This is a genomic window from Kineosporia corallincola, assembly GCF_018499875.1.
Taxonomy (GTDB): domain Bacteria; phylum Actinomycetota; class Actinomycetes; order Actinomycetales; family Kineosporiaceae; genus Kineosporia; species Kineosporia corallincola.
Genome location: NZ_JAHBAY010000005.1, coordinates 460,065 through 480,802 on the forward strand (window position 1 = coordinate 460,065; position 20,738 = coordinate 480,802).

9 protein-coding genes and 1 pseudogene are annotated in these 20,738 nt (G+C 73.0%); 4 read left to right on the forward strand and 6 right to left on the reverse strand.

Annotated features, from left to right (window positions below; genetic code table 11):
- Positions 1-22: 22 nt before the first annotated feature.
- A complete protein-coding gene (gene eccB / locus KIH74_RS14715) occupies positions 23-1,549 on the reverse strand; it encodes a type VII secretion protein EccB (RefSeq protein WP_214156481.1) in 1,527 nt (508 codons plus the stop codon).
- A complete protein-coding gene (gene eccD, locus KIH74_RS14720) occupies positions 1,543-2,949 on the reverse strand; it encodes a type VII secretion integral membrane protein EccD (protein WP_214156482.1) in 1,407 nt (468 codons plus the stop codon). Before eccD ends, eccB begins: the two co-directional genes overlap by 7 nt.
- Positions 2,950-3,094: 145 nt before the next feature.
- Here eccD and eccCa point away from each other — a divergent pair, with 145 nt between their 5' ends.
- The 3 genes from eccCa to KIH74_RS38600 all read left to right on the forward strand — a co-directional run bounded on the left by eccCa (position 3,095) and on the right by KIH74_RS38600 (position 11,033).
- Positions 3,095-7,075 (forward strand): type VII secretion protein EccCa, encoded by a 3,981-nt coding sequence (eccCa, locus tag KIH74_RS14725; RefSeq protein WP_246572338.1) that lies wholly within the window; start codon positions 3,095-3,097, stop codon positions 7,073-7,075.
- Positions 7,076-7,131: 56 nt separating this feature from the next.
- Positions 7,132-8,268 (forward strand): S8 family serine peptidase, encoded by a 1,137-nt coding sequence (locus tag KIH74_RS14730; RefSeq protein ID WP_214156483.1) that lies wholly within the window; start codon positions 7,132-7,134, stop codon positions 8,266-8,268.
- Positions 8,269-8,393: 125 nt separating this feature from the next.
- The gene (locus tag KIH74_RS38600) at positions 8,394-11,033 is read left to right on the forward strand and encodes an ATP-binding protein (protein WP_214156484.1); all 2,640 of its coding nucleotides are present in this window, start codon (positions 8,394-8,396) and stop codon (positions 11,031-11,033) included.
- A gap of 179 nt (positions 11,034-11,212) precedes the next feature.
- Here the strand turns inward: KIH74_RS38600 and KIH74_RS14740 are convergent, their stop codons facing one another.
- The gene (locus KIH74_RS14740) at positions 11,213-11,971 is read right to left on the reverse strand and encodes a DeoR/GlpR family DNA-binding transcription regulator (RefSeq protein ID WP_214156485.1); all 759 of its coding nucleotides are present in this window, start codon (positions 11,969-11,971) and stop codon (positions 11,213-11,215) included.
- A gap of 182 nt (positions 11,972-12,153) precedes the next feature.
- Between KIH74_RS14740 and KIH74_RS36365 the strand changes: the two are divergent.
- A pseudogene (locus KIH74_RS36365) lies at positions 12,154-12,675 on the forward strand (sigma-70 family RNA polymerase sigma factor); the annotation flags it as partial.
- Positions 12,676-12,685: 10 nt separating this feature from the next.
- Here the strand turns inward: KIH74_RS36365 and KIH74_RS14745 are convergent.
- The 3 genes from KIH74_RS14745 to KIH74_RS14755 are packed head-to-tail and all read right to left on the reverse strand — an operon-like array spanning position 12,686 to position 20,453.
- Positions 12,686-16,210 (reverse strand): right-handed parallel beta-helix repeat-containing protein, encoded by a 3,525-nt coding sequence (locus KIH74_RS14745; protein WP_214156486.1) that lies wholly within the window; start codon positions 16,208-16,210, stop codon positions 12,686-12,688.
- Positions 16,210-17,280, reverse strand: a complete 1,071-nt coding sequence (locus KIH74_RS14750; protein ID WP_214156487.1) for a hypothetical protein — start codon at positions 17,278-17,280, stop codon at positions 16,210-16,212. Before KIH74_RS14750 ends, KIH74_RS14745 begins: the two co-directional genes overlap by 1 nt.
- The gene (locus KIH74_RS14755) at positions 17,277-20,453 is read right to left on the reverse strand and encodes a hypothetical protein (protein WP_214156488.1); all 3,177 of its coding nucleotides are present in this window, start codon (positions 20,451-20,453) and stop codon (positions 17,277-17,279) included. Before KIH74_RS14755 ends, KIH74_RS14750 begins: the two co-directional genes overlap by 4 nt.
- Positions 20,454-20,738 lie beyond the last annotated feature (285 nt).

A 20,738-nucleotide genomic window follows, 5' to 3' on the forward strand; every position in this document is an offset into this window, starting at 1 on the left:
GGGCAAGCGGCGAAGGGCGACGTCATGACGCCGCCACATCACCTCCTGTCCCGAGGAGTTCCAGCACCGGCCCGGTGGGCAGCAGGCCCAGCAGGTTGGCCGGTACCGCGGTCGCCTGTGAATCCGAGTACCCGAGGGCTGTCAGGGCTTCGGCGGAGGCGATCGGGTACTTGGAACCGTCCTCGGTGACCAGGTAGAGCCCCGCCCCGGGCACACCCGGAGCGGGAAGGGTGCGGGCCAGCAGACCTGCGCCGGCGGCGATGCCGACCTGGTCCGCCGGTGTGACCGTCGCGCCGGAAGTCGCTGCCGTGGGCTTCTTCTCACCGGAACCACCGGACGGAGCCGACGGGGTAGCACCCCCGGGCCCGGCCGGTACCGCCCCCGAACCGGCTGCCCCGGCCCGCAGGGTGGACGACGCGACCGCCTGTTCCCGGGGCACCGTGATCACGTCCAGCGTCACCGTGCCTCCGGTGGGCACCGCCCGCACACACGGCATGGCCTGGGAACCTGTGTCGGCCAGCGTCATCGGGCTGGCGGGCAACTGCGCCTGCCAGGCCGGCGCCTCGGCGACCTCGGCCATGCCGAGTGCCGCCGGGCTGAGACTCACCGCCTCGACCGGGTTCTTGCCGTAGGCCTTGGTGGTGCCCGGGTCGCCGAGCACGATGGCGGCGGCGGTCTCGGTGACGGCCTGGAGACCGTCGAGGGTGACCAGGTAGTAGCGGTCGGGGCTGCCGGCGGTGTGCACCACCACGATCTGGCCGGCCGTGGTACGGATCCCGGCCAGGGAAGGGCCTTTCGCGCCCGCCTTCACCCCGGTCGGCTGCGGTAGGTCGGGCCCTGCGGGCAGGGCATCGATCCACGAGGTGGTCACGTCGAGGGTGGCGTGGTCGTCGAGACCGAGGGCACGGGGCACCCAGTCCTCGGTGATCTTGAGCCGCCGTCCGCCGGTAACCAGGTACCGGGTGCCACCGGTGGTGCGCACCAGCAGGGCCTGGTCGTCGCGGATCGGGGCGGTGGGCGTCAGCGATCCGATCCGGAGCGACACCGCGGCCCGCGCGTCGCCGTCGGCAGCGACCGCGGTGGTCGCGCAGACCTGCCAGGCACTGGTCGAGATCGTCGCGGCCGGAAGAGTTTCCGGCGCCTGGTCGATGCCGATGGCCGCACCGCGGCGTACCCCTTCGAGTGAGGAGCTGGTGACGTCCTCGACCGTCATGTCCTCGCCGAGCAGGAGCCTGGCCGAAGCCAGGTTCAGCACCGGGCGCAGCGACTGGTCCACCCACACGTAGGAGGTTCCGGTGGTCTTGTCCACCACCAGGGTTCCCGCATCGCGCCAGGACGAGTTTCCGCCCGGGGAGATCAACGCGTACACCGCGGCCCCGGCGACGCCGAGGGTGGCCAGGATGCCGCCGATCAGCAGACCGGAGCTGGTGCGCCGCAGCGGCGGCGTGGCCAGGTCGGGTTCGGCCTTGAGCAGCGCCGACTGGAGCCGGCCCACCATGAAGGTGTGGGCCTGCACCTGGTCCCGGCGGTTCTGGAGGGTGACTACCATCCGCCACGCACCCTGGCGTAGAGGCCGAGCACGGCCGGCACCAGAGGGATCACCGCGATGGCCAGCCCGGACTGGACCAGGTCACCGGCACGGCCCCAGTGCGGCAGCATCGCCCGGCCCGGAAGCGTCCATGCCAGGACCAGCATCACCCCGGCGAGCACCAGCAGCAGGGCCACCACGATCGGCCGGAGATCATCCGGCTGGCGGAAGGTCTCGGCCAGGATCAGGGTGGCGGGCCCCGCCACGCCGGGCACCATGACCGCCAGGCGGGCACGGATACCGAGCAGATCGCGAGCGTGCAGCAGGATCAGCAGGGCCGCCACCCCGGTGAGCACCCTCGCCCAGACGTCGGGATCGGAGCCGAGCAGGATCAGGCATCCGGTCTGCACGGCAGCCAGCCCGGTGCTGAGAGCCGTGACGTACCGGTCGGCCTGGGTGGTGCGGCTCAGCACCAGGTGGCTGGGCTCGGGGTCGATGCCCTGCTGGAACTCGTCGGTGTTGGTCGGTAGCGGCGGGATGCGCAGCCCGGCCAGCCGGGAGGCCAGCATGGCCACCTGGACCGTGCCGATCAGCGAGAGGGCCAGGACGACGGACGCCGCACCGGACGGTTCGGCCCAGTCGAGGGTCCGCAGCAGCCCGGCCAGGGCGACCGGCACCGCGCACAGCCCGGCGGCGGTGAATCCCGGCTCGGTGCGGCCCAGGACGAATCCGGTGCACAGGGCGACCGCGGCCACGACTGACGCCGAAGCCAGCACGCCGGCTCCGGTGAACGGCCCGGACAGGAAGTCGTGGGCACCGACCGGCAGGGCCAGTCCGGCCACCGCGAGGAAGGCGAGGGACGCCATCATGAGCAGCCGCCCGGCCCCTTTCTCACCCAGTGCCCGGGCCGCACCGAGCGCGGCGAGTCCGGCCACCAGGCCGGCCACGCCGCCGATGACGGCGACCGCGGTGCCGCTGCCCGCACCCGGCACCACGGTCAGTGCGGCGAGCAGCACCACCCCGGCCAGCCCGGTCAGCAGGCGTCCGCTCACATCGGGACGCCACCGGTCACCACGCTCGGCGATGCCGGTCGCGACACCGTCCACCAGATCGTCGAAGTCGACCGGGGGAAGCTGGTCGTTGCGAGGACGCAGGTGGATCACGTCGCCGTCGTAGAGGCCCAGGGCGGCCGCGGCGAGGTCCTCGTCCATCGGGGCCTCGCCCAACCGCTGGAGCACCCAGCCGTCATGGGCGAGCCCGGACTGGGCGAGGTCGGGTCCCAGGTAGCCGAGGAAGGTCGGCATCAGGTCGGCCATCGGCACATGGGCCGGCACGGCCAGTTCGATCCGGGTGTCCGGCCCGCAGATGGTGAGTCTGCACACCTCGCCCGAACTCGTCGTCGTTGCTTTCGCGACTGCCACGGCCCAATCAACGTGCCCGGCCGCCGGGGCGGTTCACATGTTTCCGACAGATTCACCCAAGGCCGGAAAACCTCCGGACCGGGCGCCGGATCGCGTGGTGCGAGCAATACAGAACCGGCCACGTCCCGGGTACGTCGATTGGGACATGACCACCACCCTCTTCCGGCGCCCGCCCAGGCAGTCCCCGCCGGAGATGCCCGCCGGTGAGCTGTCTTTGCAGGAGCCACCGGTGCTGCCGGAGGCACCCACGGGCAATCTGGGCATGCTGCTGATGTACCTGCCGATGGCGATCGGCTCCAGCGTGATGATTCTGCTGTTCGTCTCCCCGTCGAAGCCCGGTATGGGATTGATGGCCGCCGGGCTGATGGCCATGACCTCGATGACGATGGTGTTCGGGCAGGTGGGCCGCACCTCGGCCGACCGCAAGCGGCGGATGCGCGGTGAACGCCGTGACTATCTGCGGTATCTGGCCCAGTCCCGGCAGAAGGTGCGGGGGGTGGCCACCGAGCAGCGTGCGGCCCTGGCCTGGCGGCATCCCTCGCCCGCGGGCCTGTGGTCGGTGGCCCTCAGCGACCGGCTGTGGGAACGGCGCCCCTCGCACCCGGACTTCGCCGAGGTGCGGATCGCGACCGGCCAGCAGCGGCTGGCGATGACGATGACACCGATCCAGACCAAGCCGGTGGAGGACCTGGAGCCGTTGTCGGCACGGGCACTACGCCGGTTCGTGCGGGCCTACACCACGATCGACGGGCAGCCGACCGCGGTCTTCCTGCGGGGTTTCGCGCAGGTACAGCTCCGGGGGGACGACAGCGGTGACCAGACGGTCGGCCGCGACCTGGTCCGCGCGATGCTGGCCCAGCTGGTCACCTTTCACTCTCCCGACGACCTGCGTCTGGTGATCTGTGCCGCGGACGGCCGGGAGGCGGAGTGGGACTGGGCGAAATGGCTTCCGCACAGTCAGCATCCGAGTCAGCAGGACGGCGCCGGGCACGCCCGGCTCTACGCGGCTGACGCGGCGGAACTGGAGAAGGTACTGGCGGCGGAGGTCGGCGACCGGGGCCGGTTCGAGGCCGGGGCGATGCCGACCCGGGACGAGCCCTACGTGGTGGTCGTGGTGGACGGGGTGGACCTGCCGCAGGAGTCCCGGCTCGCCGGCGCCGGGTACCGCAATGCCGTGGTGGTGGAGGCCGATTCAGGGCGGGCTCTGCGCCCCGGACGGGTCACCCTGCGCCTGGAGGTGTCGGCACAGGAGCTGACCATGGTGCGCTTCGACCGGACCGGGACCGAGATCCGCACTCCCCTGGGCCGTCCCGATCGGCTGTCGGCCACCCGCGCGAGCGGGCTGGCGCGCGTTCTGTCACCTCTGCGACTGGGAGCGACGGCGGACGTCGGGGAACCGATGCTGAACAACTTCGACCTCGGGACGCTGCTGGGGGTGGGCGAGATCGACGCGCTGGACCCGGCGAAGATCTGGTCCCGGGCGAGCGGTCCCGAGCGGCTGCGGGTGCCGCTGGGCATCGCCGAGGACGGCAGCCGGGTGGAACTGGACATCAAGGAGTCGGCGCAGGGCGGGATGGGCCCGCACGGACTGCTGATCGGGGCCACCGGCTCGGGCAAGAGCGAGCTGCTGCGCACCCTGATCCTCGCGCTGGCAATCACGCACTCGTCCGAGGTGCTGAACTTCGTCCTGGTCGACTTCAAGGGTGGCGCGACGTTCCTGGGCCTGGGCGACCTGCCGCACACGTCCGCGACCATCACCAACCTGGCCGACGAGGCCGCGCTGGTGACCCGCATGCAGGACGCCCTCCAGGGCGAGATGATGCGCCGCCAGGAGCTGCTGCGCAGCGCCGGCAACTACAGCTCGCTGCTGGAGTACGAGACCGCCCGCGCCAACGGCGTGATGCTCGACCCGCTGCCCACGCTGTTCGTGGTGGTCGACGAGTTCAGCGAGCTGCTGGCCTCGCACCCGGACTTCTCCGAGCTGTTCGTGATGATCGGCCGGCTGGGCCGCTCGCTCGGCGTTCACCTCCTGCTCGCCAGTCAGCGCATCGACGACGGCCGCATGCACAAGCTGGAGAGCCATCTCTCGTACCGGATCGGCCTGCGCACGTTCTCGGCGATGGAGAGCCGCTCGGTGATCGGCGTGCCGGACGCCTATCAGCTGCCGAGTGCACCGGGTAACGGATACCTACGCTCGGACGTGGCCACCCTGACCCGGTTCAAGGCCGCGTACGTGTCCGGCCGCTACCGCCGGCGCACCGCCGAGCAGCGCCAGGAGGAGGTGCGCCGCCAGGTGGTGCCGTTCAGCGCCGGCCCGGTGGCGGTGGCCGAACCCGAGACCCCGGTCCCGGCGGTGGAACCCGTCGACCCCGGGATCGGAGCGGATGACGGCGAGACCCTGCTGAAGGTCGCCGTCAGCCGGCTGCGTGACGCCGGGCCGCCCGCCCACCAGGTGTGGCTGCCGCCGCTGACGAAACCGCCGACGCTGGACCAGATCCTGCCTCCGCTGGCGCCGCACGCCGAGTTCGGCCTGAGCCCGGCCAGCTGGCCCGGGCGTGGTGGCCTCGTGGTGCCGGTGTCGATCGTGGACAAGCCCTACGACCAGGTCCGCGACCTGTCGATGGTGGACCTGTCCGGGGCTGGTGGCCACGTCGGTATCGCCGGTGGCACCCAGTCCGGCAAGAGCACGCTGCTGCGCACGCTGATCTCGGTGCTGGCGCTCAGCCACACGCCGCGGGAGGTGCAGTTCTACTGCCTCGACCTGGGCGGAGGCTCGCTGGCCACGCTGGCCGGGCTGCCGCACGTGGGCGGGGTGGCCGGGCGCACCGAGGCGGAGCGGATCAGCCGTACGGTCGCCGAGGTCGCGGCCGTGGCCAACCGGCGCGAGAAGCTCTTCGCCGAGCACGGTATCGAGAACATGGCCGCCTATCGCACGGCACGGCGCCAGGGGCAGTTCGCCGACGACCCGCACGGTGACGTGTTCCTGGTGGTGGACGGCTGGCACGCGCTGCGGGCCGACCACGAGAGCCAGGACGTACCGATCCGTCAGCTGGTCGCCCGGGGCCTGGCCTACGGTGTGCACATCCTGCTCACCACCAACCGCTGGTCCGACGTGCACAGCCAGCTGCGTGACCAGCTGGGCACCCGGCTGGAGCTGCGGCTGGGCGACCACATCGACTCGATGATCGACATGCGTGCCGCCAAGCAGGTTCCGCGCAAGCCCGGCAGCGGCCTGACCATGGAGAAGCTGCACTTCCTGGCCGCGGTGCCGCGGATCGACGGGCATGCCCGGGTCGAGGACCTGGCGGCGGCCTCGCGAGCGCTGGCCGAGTCGGTCAGCGACGCCTGGGAGGGCCCGCGCGCCCCCGGGGTGCGGATGCTGCCCTCGTTGTTGCCGGCCGGGCAACTTCCCGCTCCGGAGCCGGGCATGCGCGTGGCACTCGGCTGGGGAGAGGCCGAACTGGAGCCGGTCTGGCACGACTTCGGCCAGGACCCGCACCTGACCGTGCTCGGCGACACCGGCTCGGGCAAGACCGGGGTGATGCGGCTGATCGCGAGCGCCATCCCGAAGGTGCACGATCCGGCGGAGATCGAGGTCTTCATCGTGGACACCCGCCGGGTGCTCGTGGAGGCGGTCCCGGAGGAGTACCGCACGGGTTACGCCTTCAACGCCGCCGCGGCCGGCGAGCTGATCACCGCCCTGTCCGGGCGCCTGCGCGAGCGGGTGCCCGGTCCGGAAGTGTCACCGGCCCAGCTCCAGCGCCGGGACTGGTGGAGCGGTCCGGAGGTCTATCTGCTGGTCGACGACTACGACCTGCTGCTGGGTGGGATGAACAGCCCGCTGAGCACTCTGATCGACCTGCTGCCCCAGGCCGGCGACATCGGCCTGCACGTGGTGCTGGCCCGTAGCGCGGCCGGGTCGACGCGTACGTCGATGGATGCCGTGGTGCGCCGTCTTCAGGAGTCCAACACCCCGGACGTGGCGCTGTCGTCACCGGCGACCGAGATGCCGCTGCTGAACGGGACCCGGCCCCGGCCTCTGCCGCCCGGCCGTGGGCAGCTGGTCACCCGGCGCAGCGGTGAGCTGATGCAGCTGGGCTGGCTGGACCTGGAGCAGCCGTCATGAGGCACCGGCTGAGGTCCGCGAGTCTGCCCTGTCGCGCCGGGATCAGCTTCGTTCTGGTGCTTTTCGCTGTCCCTCTGGCTCCGGGTACGGCCCGGGCCGAGCCGGAGTGCGCCCCGGCGGCGAAGGATTCGGTCGCCGGTGTCCCGTGGGCCCAGCAGCGCCTGGCGCCGGAGCAGGCCTGGGGACTGACGAGGGGCGGGGGTGAGCTGGTCGCCGTGGTCGGCACCGGTGTCAGCTCCGGAGCTCCCGCCCTGAAGGGGTCGGTGCTGGCCGGACGCGACGTGCGCACCGGCGGCCGGGCCGACAGCGACTGCCCCGGGCACGGCACGTTCGTGGCCGGGCTGATCGCCGCCAGCCCGCAGCCGAAGCAGGGACTGGCCGGAGTGGCCCCGGCCGCCCGGATCCTGCCGGTGCGGGTCACCGACGACCAGGACGACGTGGACGCGGCCATGCTGGCCCGGGGCATCCGGGCTGCCGTCGACGGCGGTGCCGGGGTGGTGGCGGTGACCGTCTCCGCGGGCAGCGGGACCAAGGCGCTGCGGGCGGCGGTGGCCTACGCGAAGAAGCACGATGTCGTGCTGGTGGCCTCCACCGACCGGCCCAGCACCCTGACCTCCGACTCCACGGTCGCCTACCCGGCGGCGCTGCCGGGGGTGCTGGCGGTCGCGTCGGTCAGCGCCGAGGGTTCGGTCAGCAATGCGGCCGGTAGCGGTCGCCCGCTGCTGGCGGCCCCGGGCGAGAACCTGATCAGTGTCGCCCCGAAGGGTTCCGGCCAGGTCAGTGCGGGGGGCAGCGGGGTCGCCACCGGGTTCGCCGCCGGTGCGGCCGCTCTGGTGCGCGCCTACCGGCCGGATCTGACCGCGCCGCAGGTGATCGCCCGGCTGGAGGCCACCGCCGACCATCCCTCCGGCGATCTGCCGGACGCCGGGCTCGGATACGGGATCGTCGACCCCACCTCGGCGGTGACGACGGACCTGACGTCGGAGGAGGACTATCGGGCAGATTCACTGGTATCCCCGGTCCTCGACGTGCCGCTCGCCACATCTCCCGACACCGGCCCCCGCTCCGTGGCCCTGCTGGTGTCCGGTGTCGCCCTGGGCTCGACGACACTGGTGGCACTGGTCTTCTCCCTGGTCCGGGAGGCACGGCGGCGCCGTCGGCAGCCGGTGCCGGTGCCGTCCGGCGGCTCCTGACGCGGGATTCACCGGCCCGGCCGGCAGCAGGGAAGCCCGAACCGTTACTTGACTCCCCAACACCGGATCCTGATTCTTGTGGGACTTAGGCATCAAAACCACGGAAACAAAGATTCGGGGTAACGGTGGCGGACACGTGTGAGAGCGACCGGCTCACGGCATCAGGCCGTGAGCCGGAGCGCCGCGCTGTCCGTCACCTCGTCCGGCGTCTGCGCGAGGGCAGCGGCGGGGTGCTCCTGATCGAGGGCGAGGCCGGAGCGGGCCGCAGCACCCTGATGGAACACGCCCTCGCCGAGGCGGCGCGCGTCGCGGGCGTCACCGTACTGTCCGCCGCGGCCGACGAGTTCAGCCCCCGCTTCCCTCTCCAGGTGCTCCAGGACGCCCTCACCGACGCGGACCTGACCACGGTCGAGCAGGTCCTGGCGCACCTGTCGCACCTGACCGACGAGCAGCCGGTGCTCCTGGCCGTCGACGACCTGCACTGGGCCGACGAGACGACGTTGCTGGCATGGCACCGGCTGGCCCGGCTGGCCCGTCACCGGCCGCTCCTGCTGACCGGCACCCACCGGCCCACACCGCCCGCACCGCCCGGGGTGCACCGTGACGACCTGCCCATGCTGCGACGAGCCCTGATCCGGGCGGGCGCCGAGGTGATCACGCTCGGCCCGCTGCCCGGCGACACCGTCACCGCCACCGTCGACGCGGTCCTAGCCCGCCGCGCCCACCGGGGCCTGCCCGACATCGGCACGCATCTGCACGCACTGGCCGCCCGCACCGCCGGAAACCCGCGATACCTGGCCGATCTCGTCCAGGCCGCCGAGCACCAGGACACCCCCGACGGCCTTCCCGATGGTCTTGCCACCGTCATCGAGGCCCGTCTCGACTTCCTCAGTCTCCCGGCCCGCGCGGTGCTGGGCACCGCCGCCCTGCTGGGCGACACCTTCTCCGCCGACGACCTGGCCGTGGCCGGCGGGCATCCGGTCAGCACGCTGGTCTCGGTGCTGGAGGAGCTGAGCGCCACCGGCCTGCTGGCCGAGTCGCACACCCACCTCACCTTCCGTCACCCCCTGCTGCGGGACGCCCTCTACCAGCGGATCCCGGCCGGTGTCCGCCGGATGCTGCACCGGCAGGCGGGCACGGATCTGGCCGACGCCGGGACGGGTGCTCACATCGTCCTCAAGCACCTGGTGGCCGCACACGACCCCACCCGCACCCTGGACGAGCGGACCGCGGACTGGCTGGTCCAGACCGGCGAGCCACTCGTGGCTCACGATCCCGACGGCACCGCCGAACTGCTGACAGCCGCTCTCACCGCCGTCGGCGAGAACGATCCCCGCACCGGCCCCCTGCGAGTCCTGCTCGCCCAGGCACGCTGGCGTCAGGGCCGTTCCGGCGAGGCAGCCGCGCTGGCCAGCCAGGTGATCAGCGCCGCCGACGATCCCGGAACGCTCGCCGCGATGACCTGGATCAGCGCCTGGACGACATCGAACACGGACGACGACAGCACCACCGAACCGGTCGCCGGTACGGCCACCTGCTCACTGCTGCGCCGCACCCTGGCCGCTCCCGGCCTGCCCCCGGTGACGGCCGTACGGCTGCGCGCCGCGCTCGCCCACCGGCTGCTGGGCGCCGGCGACCAGGAGAGCGCCGCCTCGGCCGCCGCCACGATCCTGCGCGGCGAGAGTGCTGACCCCCTGGCCCGGGCGATCGCGCTGGGGGTGAACGCCGTCGTGATGCGTCCTCACCGGCAACGGCAGGACACCGATCTCCGGCAGGCGCTCGACCTGGCCTCGGGGCACGACGATCCGGCCGCCGCGCAGATCCGGCTGTGGCTGGCCGAGCGGCGGGTGGACCTGCTGTCCACCCATGGCCCGGCCCAGGAGGCCAGAACCGCGGCCCGCGACCTTCTGGCCCAGGCGCAGCGGTACGGATCGTCCCCGGCGCTCGCCCGCGCCCGGGTGCTGAACGCCGACCTGCTCTACGACCACGGCGACTGGGACGAGGCGCTGGAGCTGCTGGCCGCCACCCCGTCGCCGGCCCCGGACGACCGGCACCGCCGGCAGGGCCTCCTCGCGCTGATCGCCCTGCACCGCGGCGACACCGAGACCGCCGCCGAGGCGATCTCCGGCGTCGTCAACGGCTCCGACGAACGCCTCACCCTGGCCCGCGCCCTGCTGGCCGAACAGCGCGGCCACCCCGAAGAGGCTCTGGCCGTGCTCACCGTGACCCACCCGGTGCCCGCCGCGCAGCACCAGGTGCTCACCCGGCTGCGGCTGGCCACCTCGGCCCGCGACGACGTCCCCACCGACATCCTCTCCGGCCTGCACCAGCAAACTGTGGACGACGAAACCCCCCTGCGCACGGCCCAGTACGTGGAGAACCTGGCCCTGGTCCGCGCCCGCACGGGCGACCTGCCCGGCGCCCGCACCGCCCACAGCCGGGCCGGCGCGCTCTACCTGACCCTGGGCGCCCAGGGCGAGCTCCAGCGCCTCGACGCCCTGCTGCGCCCGCACGGCGTGCAACGCCGCCGGGCGGCGAAACGCCCGGTCACCGGCTGGGCCGCGCTGACCCCGGCCGAGGTGAGCATCGCCCAGCTGGTGGCCGAGGGGCGCACCAACGCCGACATCGCCGCCCAGCTGTTCGTCTCACGCCGCACCGTCGAGGGGCACGTGTCACACATCCTGGCCAAGCTGGGCCTGCGCTCACGGGTGGAACTGGCCCGCGACGCCGGGCGCCGCAGCCGGGCCGCCGCTCTGGCGGGCTGAACACCCCGCCCCGCACCCCTCCGGACGCCGTCGGGCGTCCACCAAGTTTTTTTGACACCACCGAACCGCGCTCGCCGGTGTCAATTCTCGACAAGACATGCCGCGTGCTCGGGCAGCAGACGCGTCGGTCATCGTCGCGGATCATCGCGTCCGGTCGTTGCCACCGCTTCAGACCTGGTTCAGGCCCGCACGACCCGGGGCCCGGCCAGTCCCAGCGCGGCGGCCGCGCTGTCTTCCAGCCCGGAGTCGGTGACCAGCACGTCCAGGTCGGACACCGACCCGAACCGGGCCAGCGAGTAGTTCTCCACCTTGGAGTGGTCGGCCAGCAGCACGGTGCGGCGGGCGGCGTTCATCATCGACGCCTTCACCGACGCCTCGCCCGGGTCGGGCGTGGTCAGGCCGCGTTCCAGCGACACCCCGCTGGCGGCCATGAACGCGACGTCGACATACATCCTGGCCAGGGGCTGGAGCAGCCACTCGTCCACGGTGGCGAAGGTGCTGCGGCGCACCCGGCCGCCGAGCATGATCACCGTGAGGTTGGTGCGCGGCGTCAGCATCATGGCCAGGGCCGGGGAGTTCACGATGACCGTCAGCTCCCGGTCCTGCGGCAGCACCTCGGCCAGGCGGGCGGTGGTGGAGCCGGCGTCGAGCACGATCGAGCCCTCGTCGGGCACCTCGGCCAGCGCGGCCTTGGCGATGCGTTCCTTCTCGGTGGTCATCACCGAGTCCCGCACCGACAGCACCGGATCCGGCGCCCGGCCCACCGGCACCGCCCCGCCGTAGACCCGGCGCACGTTGCCCGAGCGCTCCAGCAGGGTCAGGTCGCGGCGGATGGTCTCGGTGGTGACGGCGAAGTCGGTGGCCAGCGTGACCACGTCGACCTTGCCGTCGGCCCGGGCCAGGCGAAGGATCTCCTTCTGGCGCTCCTCGGCGTTCATCCGGACTCCTTCCGCCTGCTCATCCACCTGTTACACCACCGAATCATTGGTTAGAAGGTATCTTCGTCCAGAGCCAAAGTCATGCATCCCGCACCTATGAAGTTGGGATGTTGGTATCGAAACCCACAAAACAAGTATTGCTACGGGTGTGCGTGATCCGGTTCCGGCGAAGCATGGTCCCCATGACCACGCTCCCCCTCCCCGAGCCCACGTTCTCCCACACCCCCGGCGATCCGCGCCTCGACCGGCAGGCGTTCGTCCAGAGTCTCTACACCCACCACGCCGCCTCGCTCCAGGCCTACGTCACCCGCATCCTGGGTGACGCCCAGCAGGCCGAGGACGTGGTGCAGGAGACCATGCTGCGGGCCTGGCGCCACGCCGACCGGCTCACCTGCTTCCCCGGCGACCCCAGCTCACTGCACCGCTGGCTCAGCCGGGTCGCGCGCAACGTCGCCTTCGACCGGATCCGCGCCCGCAACGCCCGCCCCACCGAGGTGGAGGAGAGCGAACGCGACGTCGAGATCACCGCCGACCACGCCGGCGCCGTGGTGGACTCGGTGCTGCTGGCCAACGCCCTGGCCGACCTGTCCCCCAAGCACCGCCAGGTGCTGGAACACGTCTACCTGGGCGGGTACACGACCGCCGAGGCCGCCGCCGTCCTGGGCATCCCGGTGGGCACGGTCAAGACCCGCACCCACCACGCCCTGCGCCGGCTCAGGGTGCGGCTGGCCCCGGAGCGGCCGGTTGCTGCCGCGCCGCGGGCACCGAAAAGTCCTCCGGCAGCAGCAGCACCAGGTCCTGCATCGTCGGCGACGCCATTCCCCGCAGACGTTTCGCGTGCCGGGTGACCGCCTGGTCCAGCACCTGCCGGGCGAACCGCCCGTTGCCGAACGAACTTCCCCGCTCCGTGGCGGCGAACCGGGTGCGCAGCGCCGCCACCGTGGGACCGTCGCACTCGTACCCGGCCGTGGCCGCGTGCTGGCAGACGATCGTCACCAGTTCGTCCACGGTGTAGTCGGCGAACCGCACGCGGTGCGAGAAGCGCGACGCCAGGCCCGGGTTCACGTTGAGGAACGCTTCCATCTCGCCCTCGTACCCGGCCGCGATCACCACCACCTCGTCCCGGTGGTCCTCCATCAGCTTCACCAGGGTGTCCACGGCTTCCCGACCGAAGTCGTTACCCGAGCCCCCGCCCTGATTGCTCAGCGCGTAGGCCTCGTCCACGAACAGCACCCCGCCACGCGCCTTGTCGAACGCCTCCGTGGTGCGCTGCGCCGTGTGCCCGACGTACTCGCCCACCAGGTCCGGGCGTCCCACCTCGACCACCTGCCCACCCGCCAGAACCCCCAGCGCGGCGAGGATCTGGCCGTAGAGCCGGGCGATGGTCGTCTTGCCCGTACCGGGCGGCCCGGCGAAGATCAGGTGCCGCGACAGCGGCGGCGCGGGCAGCCCGGCCGCCAGCCGCTGCCGCGACGACGCCAGCAGGTCGACCATGTTGCTGACCTCCCGCTTCACGTCGGCCAGCCCCACCATCTGCTCCAGCTGCCCGAGCAGCGACTCCACCCGGTCGGTGTCGACGCTGCCCGCCCCCGCGCCGATCGCGCTGCCCGGCAGCTCGCCCAGATCCTGCGGCATCAGCCGGGTCAGGGCCACCGGGTTCGCGTCCGGGTCGTCGCCCAGCCGGTAGGCCTGCCGCCCGATCATCTCCTCGAACACCTTGCGTGCACTGCGGCCGTTGCCGAAAGCGTCGTCCCGGGGCAGTTTCTGGAAGTACGACAGCAGCGCGGCCCGGGTCTCGAACTCCAGCCGGTACGAGTGCGTCGTGCACAGCCCCTCGACGATCGTCACCAGGTCGGCCGCCGCGTAGTCGGTGAACTCGATGGTGCGCGAGAACCGGGACGACAGACCGGGGTTGCTGGCCAGGAACTTACGCATGTCCTGGGTGTAGCCGGCCACGATCACCACGATCTCCTCGCGGTGGTCCTCCATCAGCTTCACCAGCGTGTCGATCGCCTCGCGGCCGAAGTCCGGGCCACCGCTGGCCGCCGCCGACAGGGTGTAGGCCTCGTCGATGAACAGCACCCCGCCCATCGCCTCCTGGAACTTCTCGGCCGTCTTCAGCGCGGTACCACCGACCACACTGGCCACCAGGTCGGGCCGGCCCACCTCGACCAGCTGCCCGGTGGGAATCACCCCGAGCTCGGCCAGGATCTGCCCGTAGAGCCGGGCGATCGTCGTCTTACCGGTACCGGGCGAACCGGTGAACACCAGGTGACGCGACAACGGCGGGGTCGGAAGTCCAGCCGCCGCACGGCGATCCGCCATCTGGTGCAGCCGCACCAGGGTGGCCACCTCACGCTTCACCCCGGCCAGACCCACCAGCGAGTTCAGCTCGCCGAGCAGCTGCCCGAGCCGGCCACCGCCGAATCCCGGCCCTCCTCGGGGTGTTCCGCCGTCCATCACCACAGGGGACGACGGAACGCGCGGCTGCACCGCACCGATCGGCTCCGCCGCACCCGACGGCGCCCGCACCGGCTCGTCACCGGGTTGCCCACCCTCCGGCGGCGTCCCCGGCCCGTCCTGATCCGCGTCTGCCTCACCCGGGTCCGGGTGCTGCGCCGGGTCGACGACCGTGGTGTGGTCGCCGAACACGTCGCCCGCGCCGTTGCCGGCACCCCGGTACCGGGTCACGGTCAGCCGCTCCCCCGCCGTCTGCACCCGCAGCCCGGCCCCGGAGTTGTTGCGGCCCGTGCAGTCGCTCAGGCGCAGCTCCTCGTTCGAGCGCACCACGATCCCGTCGCCGCCGCCGTCGAGCACCTCGCACTCGCTCGCCGAACCGCGGGCCCCGGACGTCCACTCCATGCCGGAGCGACGGGCCCGGCTGATCCGGGTCCGGCTCACCCGCGCCGTGCCCTCGTCCGTGACCAGCACGCCCTCCGCGCCGGCATCGGTGATCTCGGTGCCGGCCAGATCCAGCCGGCCACCCTCGACCCGCACCCCGGCCCCGATCGAGGCGGTGATCGTCACCCCGCTGAAATGCGGCTGCCCGGGCGATGTCACGTTCAGCCCGGCACCCTCGGGCCGGCTGATCGTCAGGTCCTGGAACACCCCCGCGGCCTGATCGCCCACCAGCACCCCGTCGGCGCCTGCGCCCGCGACCACCGCCCGCCGCACCTGCGGCGCGGCCTGGCCGGCCAGCGTCAGCCCGGCCCCGGCCGGGCGGTCGATCCGCAGATCGTCGAACATCGGGGTGGCGGAACCGCTCACCGCGACCGCGGCGGCCGCACCGCCGCTCACCGACAGCGCCTCGAAAGCGGTCGACGCGTCGTCGGTCACGGTGACGCCGACGTTCCCCGCGTCCGACACTGAGCACTCGGCGAACGTCCCGGCCGAGCCGGACAGCACCTGCACGCCGTAGCTCGCCGGGGACCGCACCCCCACCCGGCGCAGTTCCGGGGCGGCCCGCTCGACCAGAACGATGCCCTGGGCGGCGGAATCGACGATCACACAGTCCTGGAGCACCGGCGTGGAGTCGGAGGCGATCAGCAGGCCGACGCCCGAGGCCGACTCGATCGTCGTCCCACTGATCTGCGGCGAGCTGGAGCCCTCGATCGCCACCGCCGGGTTGCCCGCCCGGCTGATCCGGGTGGAGCGGATCACGCCGCGGGCGTTGTCGGCAGCGAGAAGCCCACTGCCGTCGACGTCCTCGATCGTGCAGTCGACGAACTGCGGGTTGGCGCCGCTGCGGATCACCACCGCGGACGCGCTGGTGCGGTGGATCCGGCACTCGCCGATCCGGGCCTGGGCACCGTCGACGAACAGCAGCCCGGCGCCGCCGGGATTGCTGAAGTCGCAGCCCCGGGCCTGCACCTCGACCGCCCCGTGGGCGAACAGCGCGGCCACCCCGTCGGCCTCGACCGTGCACTCGTCCAGACGCAGCCGCCCGGTCGGCACGTCGACGGCCGACGACTGTTTCCCGCTGTGCCGCAGACCAATTCCGGACAGTGCCGCGGACTCCGCCGTCACCGTGACCACGGGCGCGTCACGGGACTCGATCCACACCCCGGACGCACCCGAAGCCGAGAGCGTGACCTCGCGGTCGAGCACGATCGACTCGGTGTAGGTGCCGGGCTGGATCGAGATCACGTCACCGGGAACCGCGGCGGCCACCGCGTCACTCACCGTGCGGTACGAGTCCGGGCCGCTGGAGGCGACATTCAGGATGTTCCGGGTCGACATCAGCCGGCCTGCCACACCGGTTCCCTCTCTGCCGGGGCGAACAGCGCCGCCGTCACCCGCTGCCGGTCGTACCGGCCCAGCGCGCGCACCGGGGGCGGTCCGCCGAGAATGTGCGACATCAGGTCGGGTTCGGGTGCCAGGTCGTACTCGGCCAGGTAGTAGGCGACCGCCTCGGTCCACACCCACACCCGGTCGGACCGGAAGTCCACCGGCACGCAGGCCACCCGCTCGGGCCGGACCACGTCGTCCATCGTCCCGACCGAGTCGAGCACCGGGGTGCCCGAGCGCAGGTAGGCCAGCACCCGGTCGCGGTCCGGGCCGGTCAGCCGCAGGTGGTCGTCGCTGAAGTACGGGCCGGACTCCTCCGCGCCGTCGAAGACCCGGGCCAGGCGCACCGGGACGGAGTCCGCGGCCCACACCGGCAGTGCCGCCGTGAGGGCCTGCTCGTGATAGGCGGTGAGCGTCTCCCCGGTGTCGTGGAACACCTCCACCCGGCTCGGCCGCTCGCCCAGTTCCTCCAGGGCGTACTGCATCTCGGCGGTCATCTCGACCACGTCGGAACCGGCCCGGGCCTCGCACAGATACACCCGCAGCAGCGTGCCGGCCTCGCCCCGGCGGAAGACCCGCCACAGCGCGACCACGTCACCCACCCGGCGGGCCGACTCGACCGCGGCCTGGTCCAGCTCGTCGGCCGGGGTCAGCCGCAACTGTTCGCTCCCGGCCTGATCGGGCACCGCGTCGTCACCACCGCGGCGGCCGGTGAACCGGTGCATCGGCACCGGGATCAGCGCGACCGGAGCCGCCGGGACCGCTCTTCCCTCACGCTCCAGCAGGTTCCGGACCGCCGGATCGTCCAGGACGTCCGGGTCGCCGTGTCCCGCGGCGATCGCCGCGCCGAGCAGATCGGTCAGTTCCCCGCGCTCGCCGTCGGCCAGACTCATTCTCATCCGGGACATCTCGTCGTCCGGTACCCGGCCCGCCAGCCGCAGCAGCAGCCGGTGCAGCGACAGCCTCCGGCCGTCCTCGGCGTCCTGACCGTCGGCGCTGTCAGGACTCTCGGTTGGGCTCACTCCACGCTCCTTCGGGCATCGGGATTCTCGGCGAACCAGGCCGGGTCCCCGGGCAGTGCGGTGAAACCGGTGGACGACGCGCCGGGCCCCCCGTCGGGGTTCTCGCCGGTGGTGGTACGTCGTTCGTCGCGGCGGCGGACCACCTCGTGCAGCCGGGCGGTGATCCGCGCCGTCGCCTCCTGCGGCCGCGCCCGGCCCGGCGGAACCTCGGCCAGCAGTACCCGCCGCACCGGCTCCCGGCCGGCCGGGTCCACCTCCAGCACGCGGAACCCGGTGCCCGGCTGGAACATCAGGTCACCCGCCCGCTCGGTGTCCACCAGCCCGGCCACCCGGCGGGCGGTCACCGACCAGATCAGCACCTCCACCGGCCCGCCCAGCTCCGCCTCCGGATCGTCGAGGGCGACCAGCGGGGCCACCTCGCACAGCTCGTCGCCCACGCGGTAGTCGTCCAGCGCCGCCGGGTCCGCCGGACCGCCACGCAGCACCACCCCCTCGAAGGTCGGCAGCCGGCGCAGCCCGCCGGACGCACAGACGGCCATCGGGCGTTCGCTCTCACGGCAGCCGGTCCGCGCCGAGCGCACGAACTCGTCCCGGTCTTTCTCCGAGAGAGCGCGCACCGCAGCCAGTTCTGTTACCAGCGCCTCGTCCACCGACGACGTCACCCGCAGCCCCGGCGACTCGGCGAGCATCCGCGCCACCGCCTTGGCGTGCGAGTCGTACCGCCAGCCCAGCGAGGTCCGGAACACCTGCCGCTCCACCGGCGTGCTCACCCGGTCGGCCAGCCAGCGCTCTCCCGCCTCACCACCGCGGCGGTCCAGCTCGACCGGTTCCGGCGCGGGCTCGTCGGACCCGGGCTCTTCGGGCTCGGCGGGCCCGGCCTCTGCGGGCTCGGGCTGTCCCGGCTCACGCTGTCCCGGCTCACGCTGTCCGTTCTCGTTCTGCTCCGTTCCGGTCCCGGCTCGTTCAGCCGGGGATGCCGCTGTGACCGGCTCCGCCGGAGCGGCTTTCGGTCCGGCCGTCGCCACGGTCCGCGCACCCGGCGGCGTGGCCGGGGCGGTCGCCGAGGTCACGGGCGACGCCGGGGCGGTGGGAATCGTCGAGGCCGACGTCACCGCCGAGCTCACGAGCGCGGCCGGAGACGTGGCCACGGCCGGCGCAACCGTGGCATCCGGCCCCGGAGCGGCGGCCGGGCCGGCAACGGGTGCGGACGTGTCCTTGGGCCGTCCGGGGGCGCGCAGTCGCGGCACGACGGTGGCCAGTGACGGAACGCCTCTGGCGCCCTGGTCCGTGGCGCCGGACCTCACCGTCGCGGGCCGGCCGGTCTCACGATAGTCATGGCCCAGGAACGACTCACCGATCTCCGGGATCCCCGCCGGGTCTGCGGACGCCCCCGAGGCGACGTCGAGCAGAACCATCACGTCGCCGGGAATCTGGCGGCGGGCCCCCGACCGCTCCCCGACCGTGGCGTGGGCGGGCCAGGCACCCGCCCGCCGGGAGACCGTCTCGGCCGAGGGAATGTCGTGAGGTGCCACCCACAGCGCCTCGGCGAGTTCGGCGACCACGTCGCCCCCCTCGTCCTTCGGACCGGTCACCCCCGGGGTGCTGTTCGCCCCGACCGCGTTCACCCTCCCGGTGGATTCCGCCACCGCGCTCGTCGCGGTGCGCGCGGCCGGTTCTCCGGCTCCCGCCGGTGCCGCAGCACCCCCGGCCCCGATCACACCGGCCTGCCCGGCCCCGCTCACACCGGCCTGCCCGGCCCCGATCACACCGGCTTGCCCGGCCACGGCCGGCACACCGGCCAGGGCGAGCGCGCGCGACACCGGCGCGGCCTGCGCCGTCCCCTCGCCCGACCCCGACCCCGACCCCGACACCGGTACCGGCACCGGGAGCGAGACGCCCGAGGCGGTCGGCACCACCACCGACGACGTGGTCAGCCCGGATGACGCCTGCCCGCCCACCGGCCGGGCACCGGCGTTCCCCTCGACGGGACGCCCGGCGCGCCTCAGCCGGAGCACACCGTCGGCGTCCACCAGAAGCTGATGCGAGGTGGGGGTTTTCGTCGTCCTCAGTTCGTTCTTGACCTGCGCGCCCACCGCATCGGCCCGCGCGGCGAACTCGACGACGGGAGGCGCGGGAGGCTCGAAACCCGTTGCCGGGCCCACGGAAACCTGGGTGACCGACGGAAAACCCACCGGCGCCGAGACCACCGCCGCCACCGACGACGGCTGCCGGGTGATCTCCTCGGCGTTGTGCAGGCGGCTGGGACGCCCGTCCCGGTCCAGCTCGGCCAGCCGCCGGGCCCCGTCGACGGCGTAGTACGGCAGGGCCTGGTGCGCCCGCACGGGAGCGCCGAGGCGGTCGGCCAGGGCCTGCACCAGGCTCACCCAGGTGCTGCCCGCGCAGCCGTACGGCGCCAGCACCACGTGCTCGCGCCAGCCCTCCGACAGCGAGCTGACCACGCCGGCCAGCTCGTCGGCCGAGGGCACGGGCTCGCCCGGGGCTCCGACCAGCAGCAGCGGGCGGTTGCGGTCCACCGGCACGCCGAATCCCAGGTCCGACAGAGGTTTACGGGATCCTCCGGCCGAACGCACCCAGATCCCGGCCGGGATCGGGGTGCCGCTCAGCCGCCCGGCGAGCGTGGCGGCCGGACCGGCGCTGAACGCCTCGACCGAGGGCAGCCAGCCGCTGCTGTAGTGCGTCTCCTGCCAGGTCGGGGCGGGGTGGCGGGGGCCCTGCCACTGCGGGGTCCAGCCCCGCCGGAAGGCCAGCCAGCCCCCGTCGTCGCCGGCCGAGAACAGCTCCCCGCCGCGCAGCGCGATCAGCGCGCCGTCGGGCGCGATCACCTGCACCGACAGCAGGTCGGCCAGCACCGCCGCGGGCGCGGGAGCGCCGTCGGGGCCGCCCCTGGCGGCGCGGGCGGCGATCAGCCGCACGTCGGAGGGCGATCCGGCGTCGGTGACGTGCAGATGGTCACGGATCTGGTCGACCAGGGACGACGAGGGCCTCGCCAGTGCGGCCGTCGCCGACGGATCGACCACCAGCGGCACGGTGAACGGTTCCGGGGTGAGGGCCGCCAGGATCCCGCGGCACGTCGGCTCGGCCTCGCGGGCACGCATCAGCAGCGCGCCGTCCGTGCGTTCCACGATCACCGTGGCGCTGCCACTGCCGGCCACCGGCAACCCTCCTGTCGTTCTCGGAACAGCCCTGTTTCATGCTCGAGTCAGACAACGGGGGCGGGCGGGAAGCGGTTCAAAAGTCCGGCGGCAGTGCCAGGATGAGCAGCGCCGGGCTGGACGTCCCGAGGCTGCGGCGACGGCGCGTGAGGAAGGTTCCGGCGCCGAGACCCGTCGAGCGCGTTCCGCCCGATCAGCGCGTGACGCGGCGCGACCCGGACGGCGGCCGGCCCGGACCGGCACGTGTTCTGCGGAGCCTGCGGCACGCGGGATACTGGTCTGCGC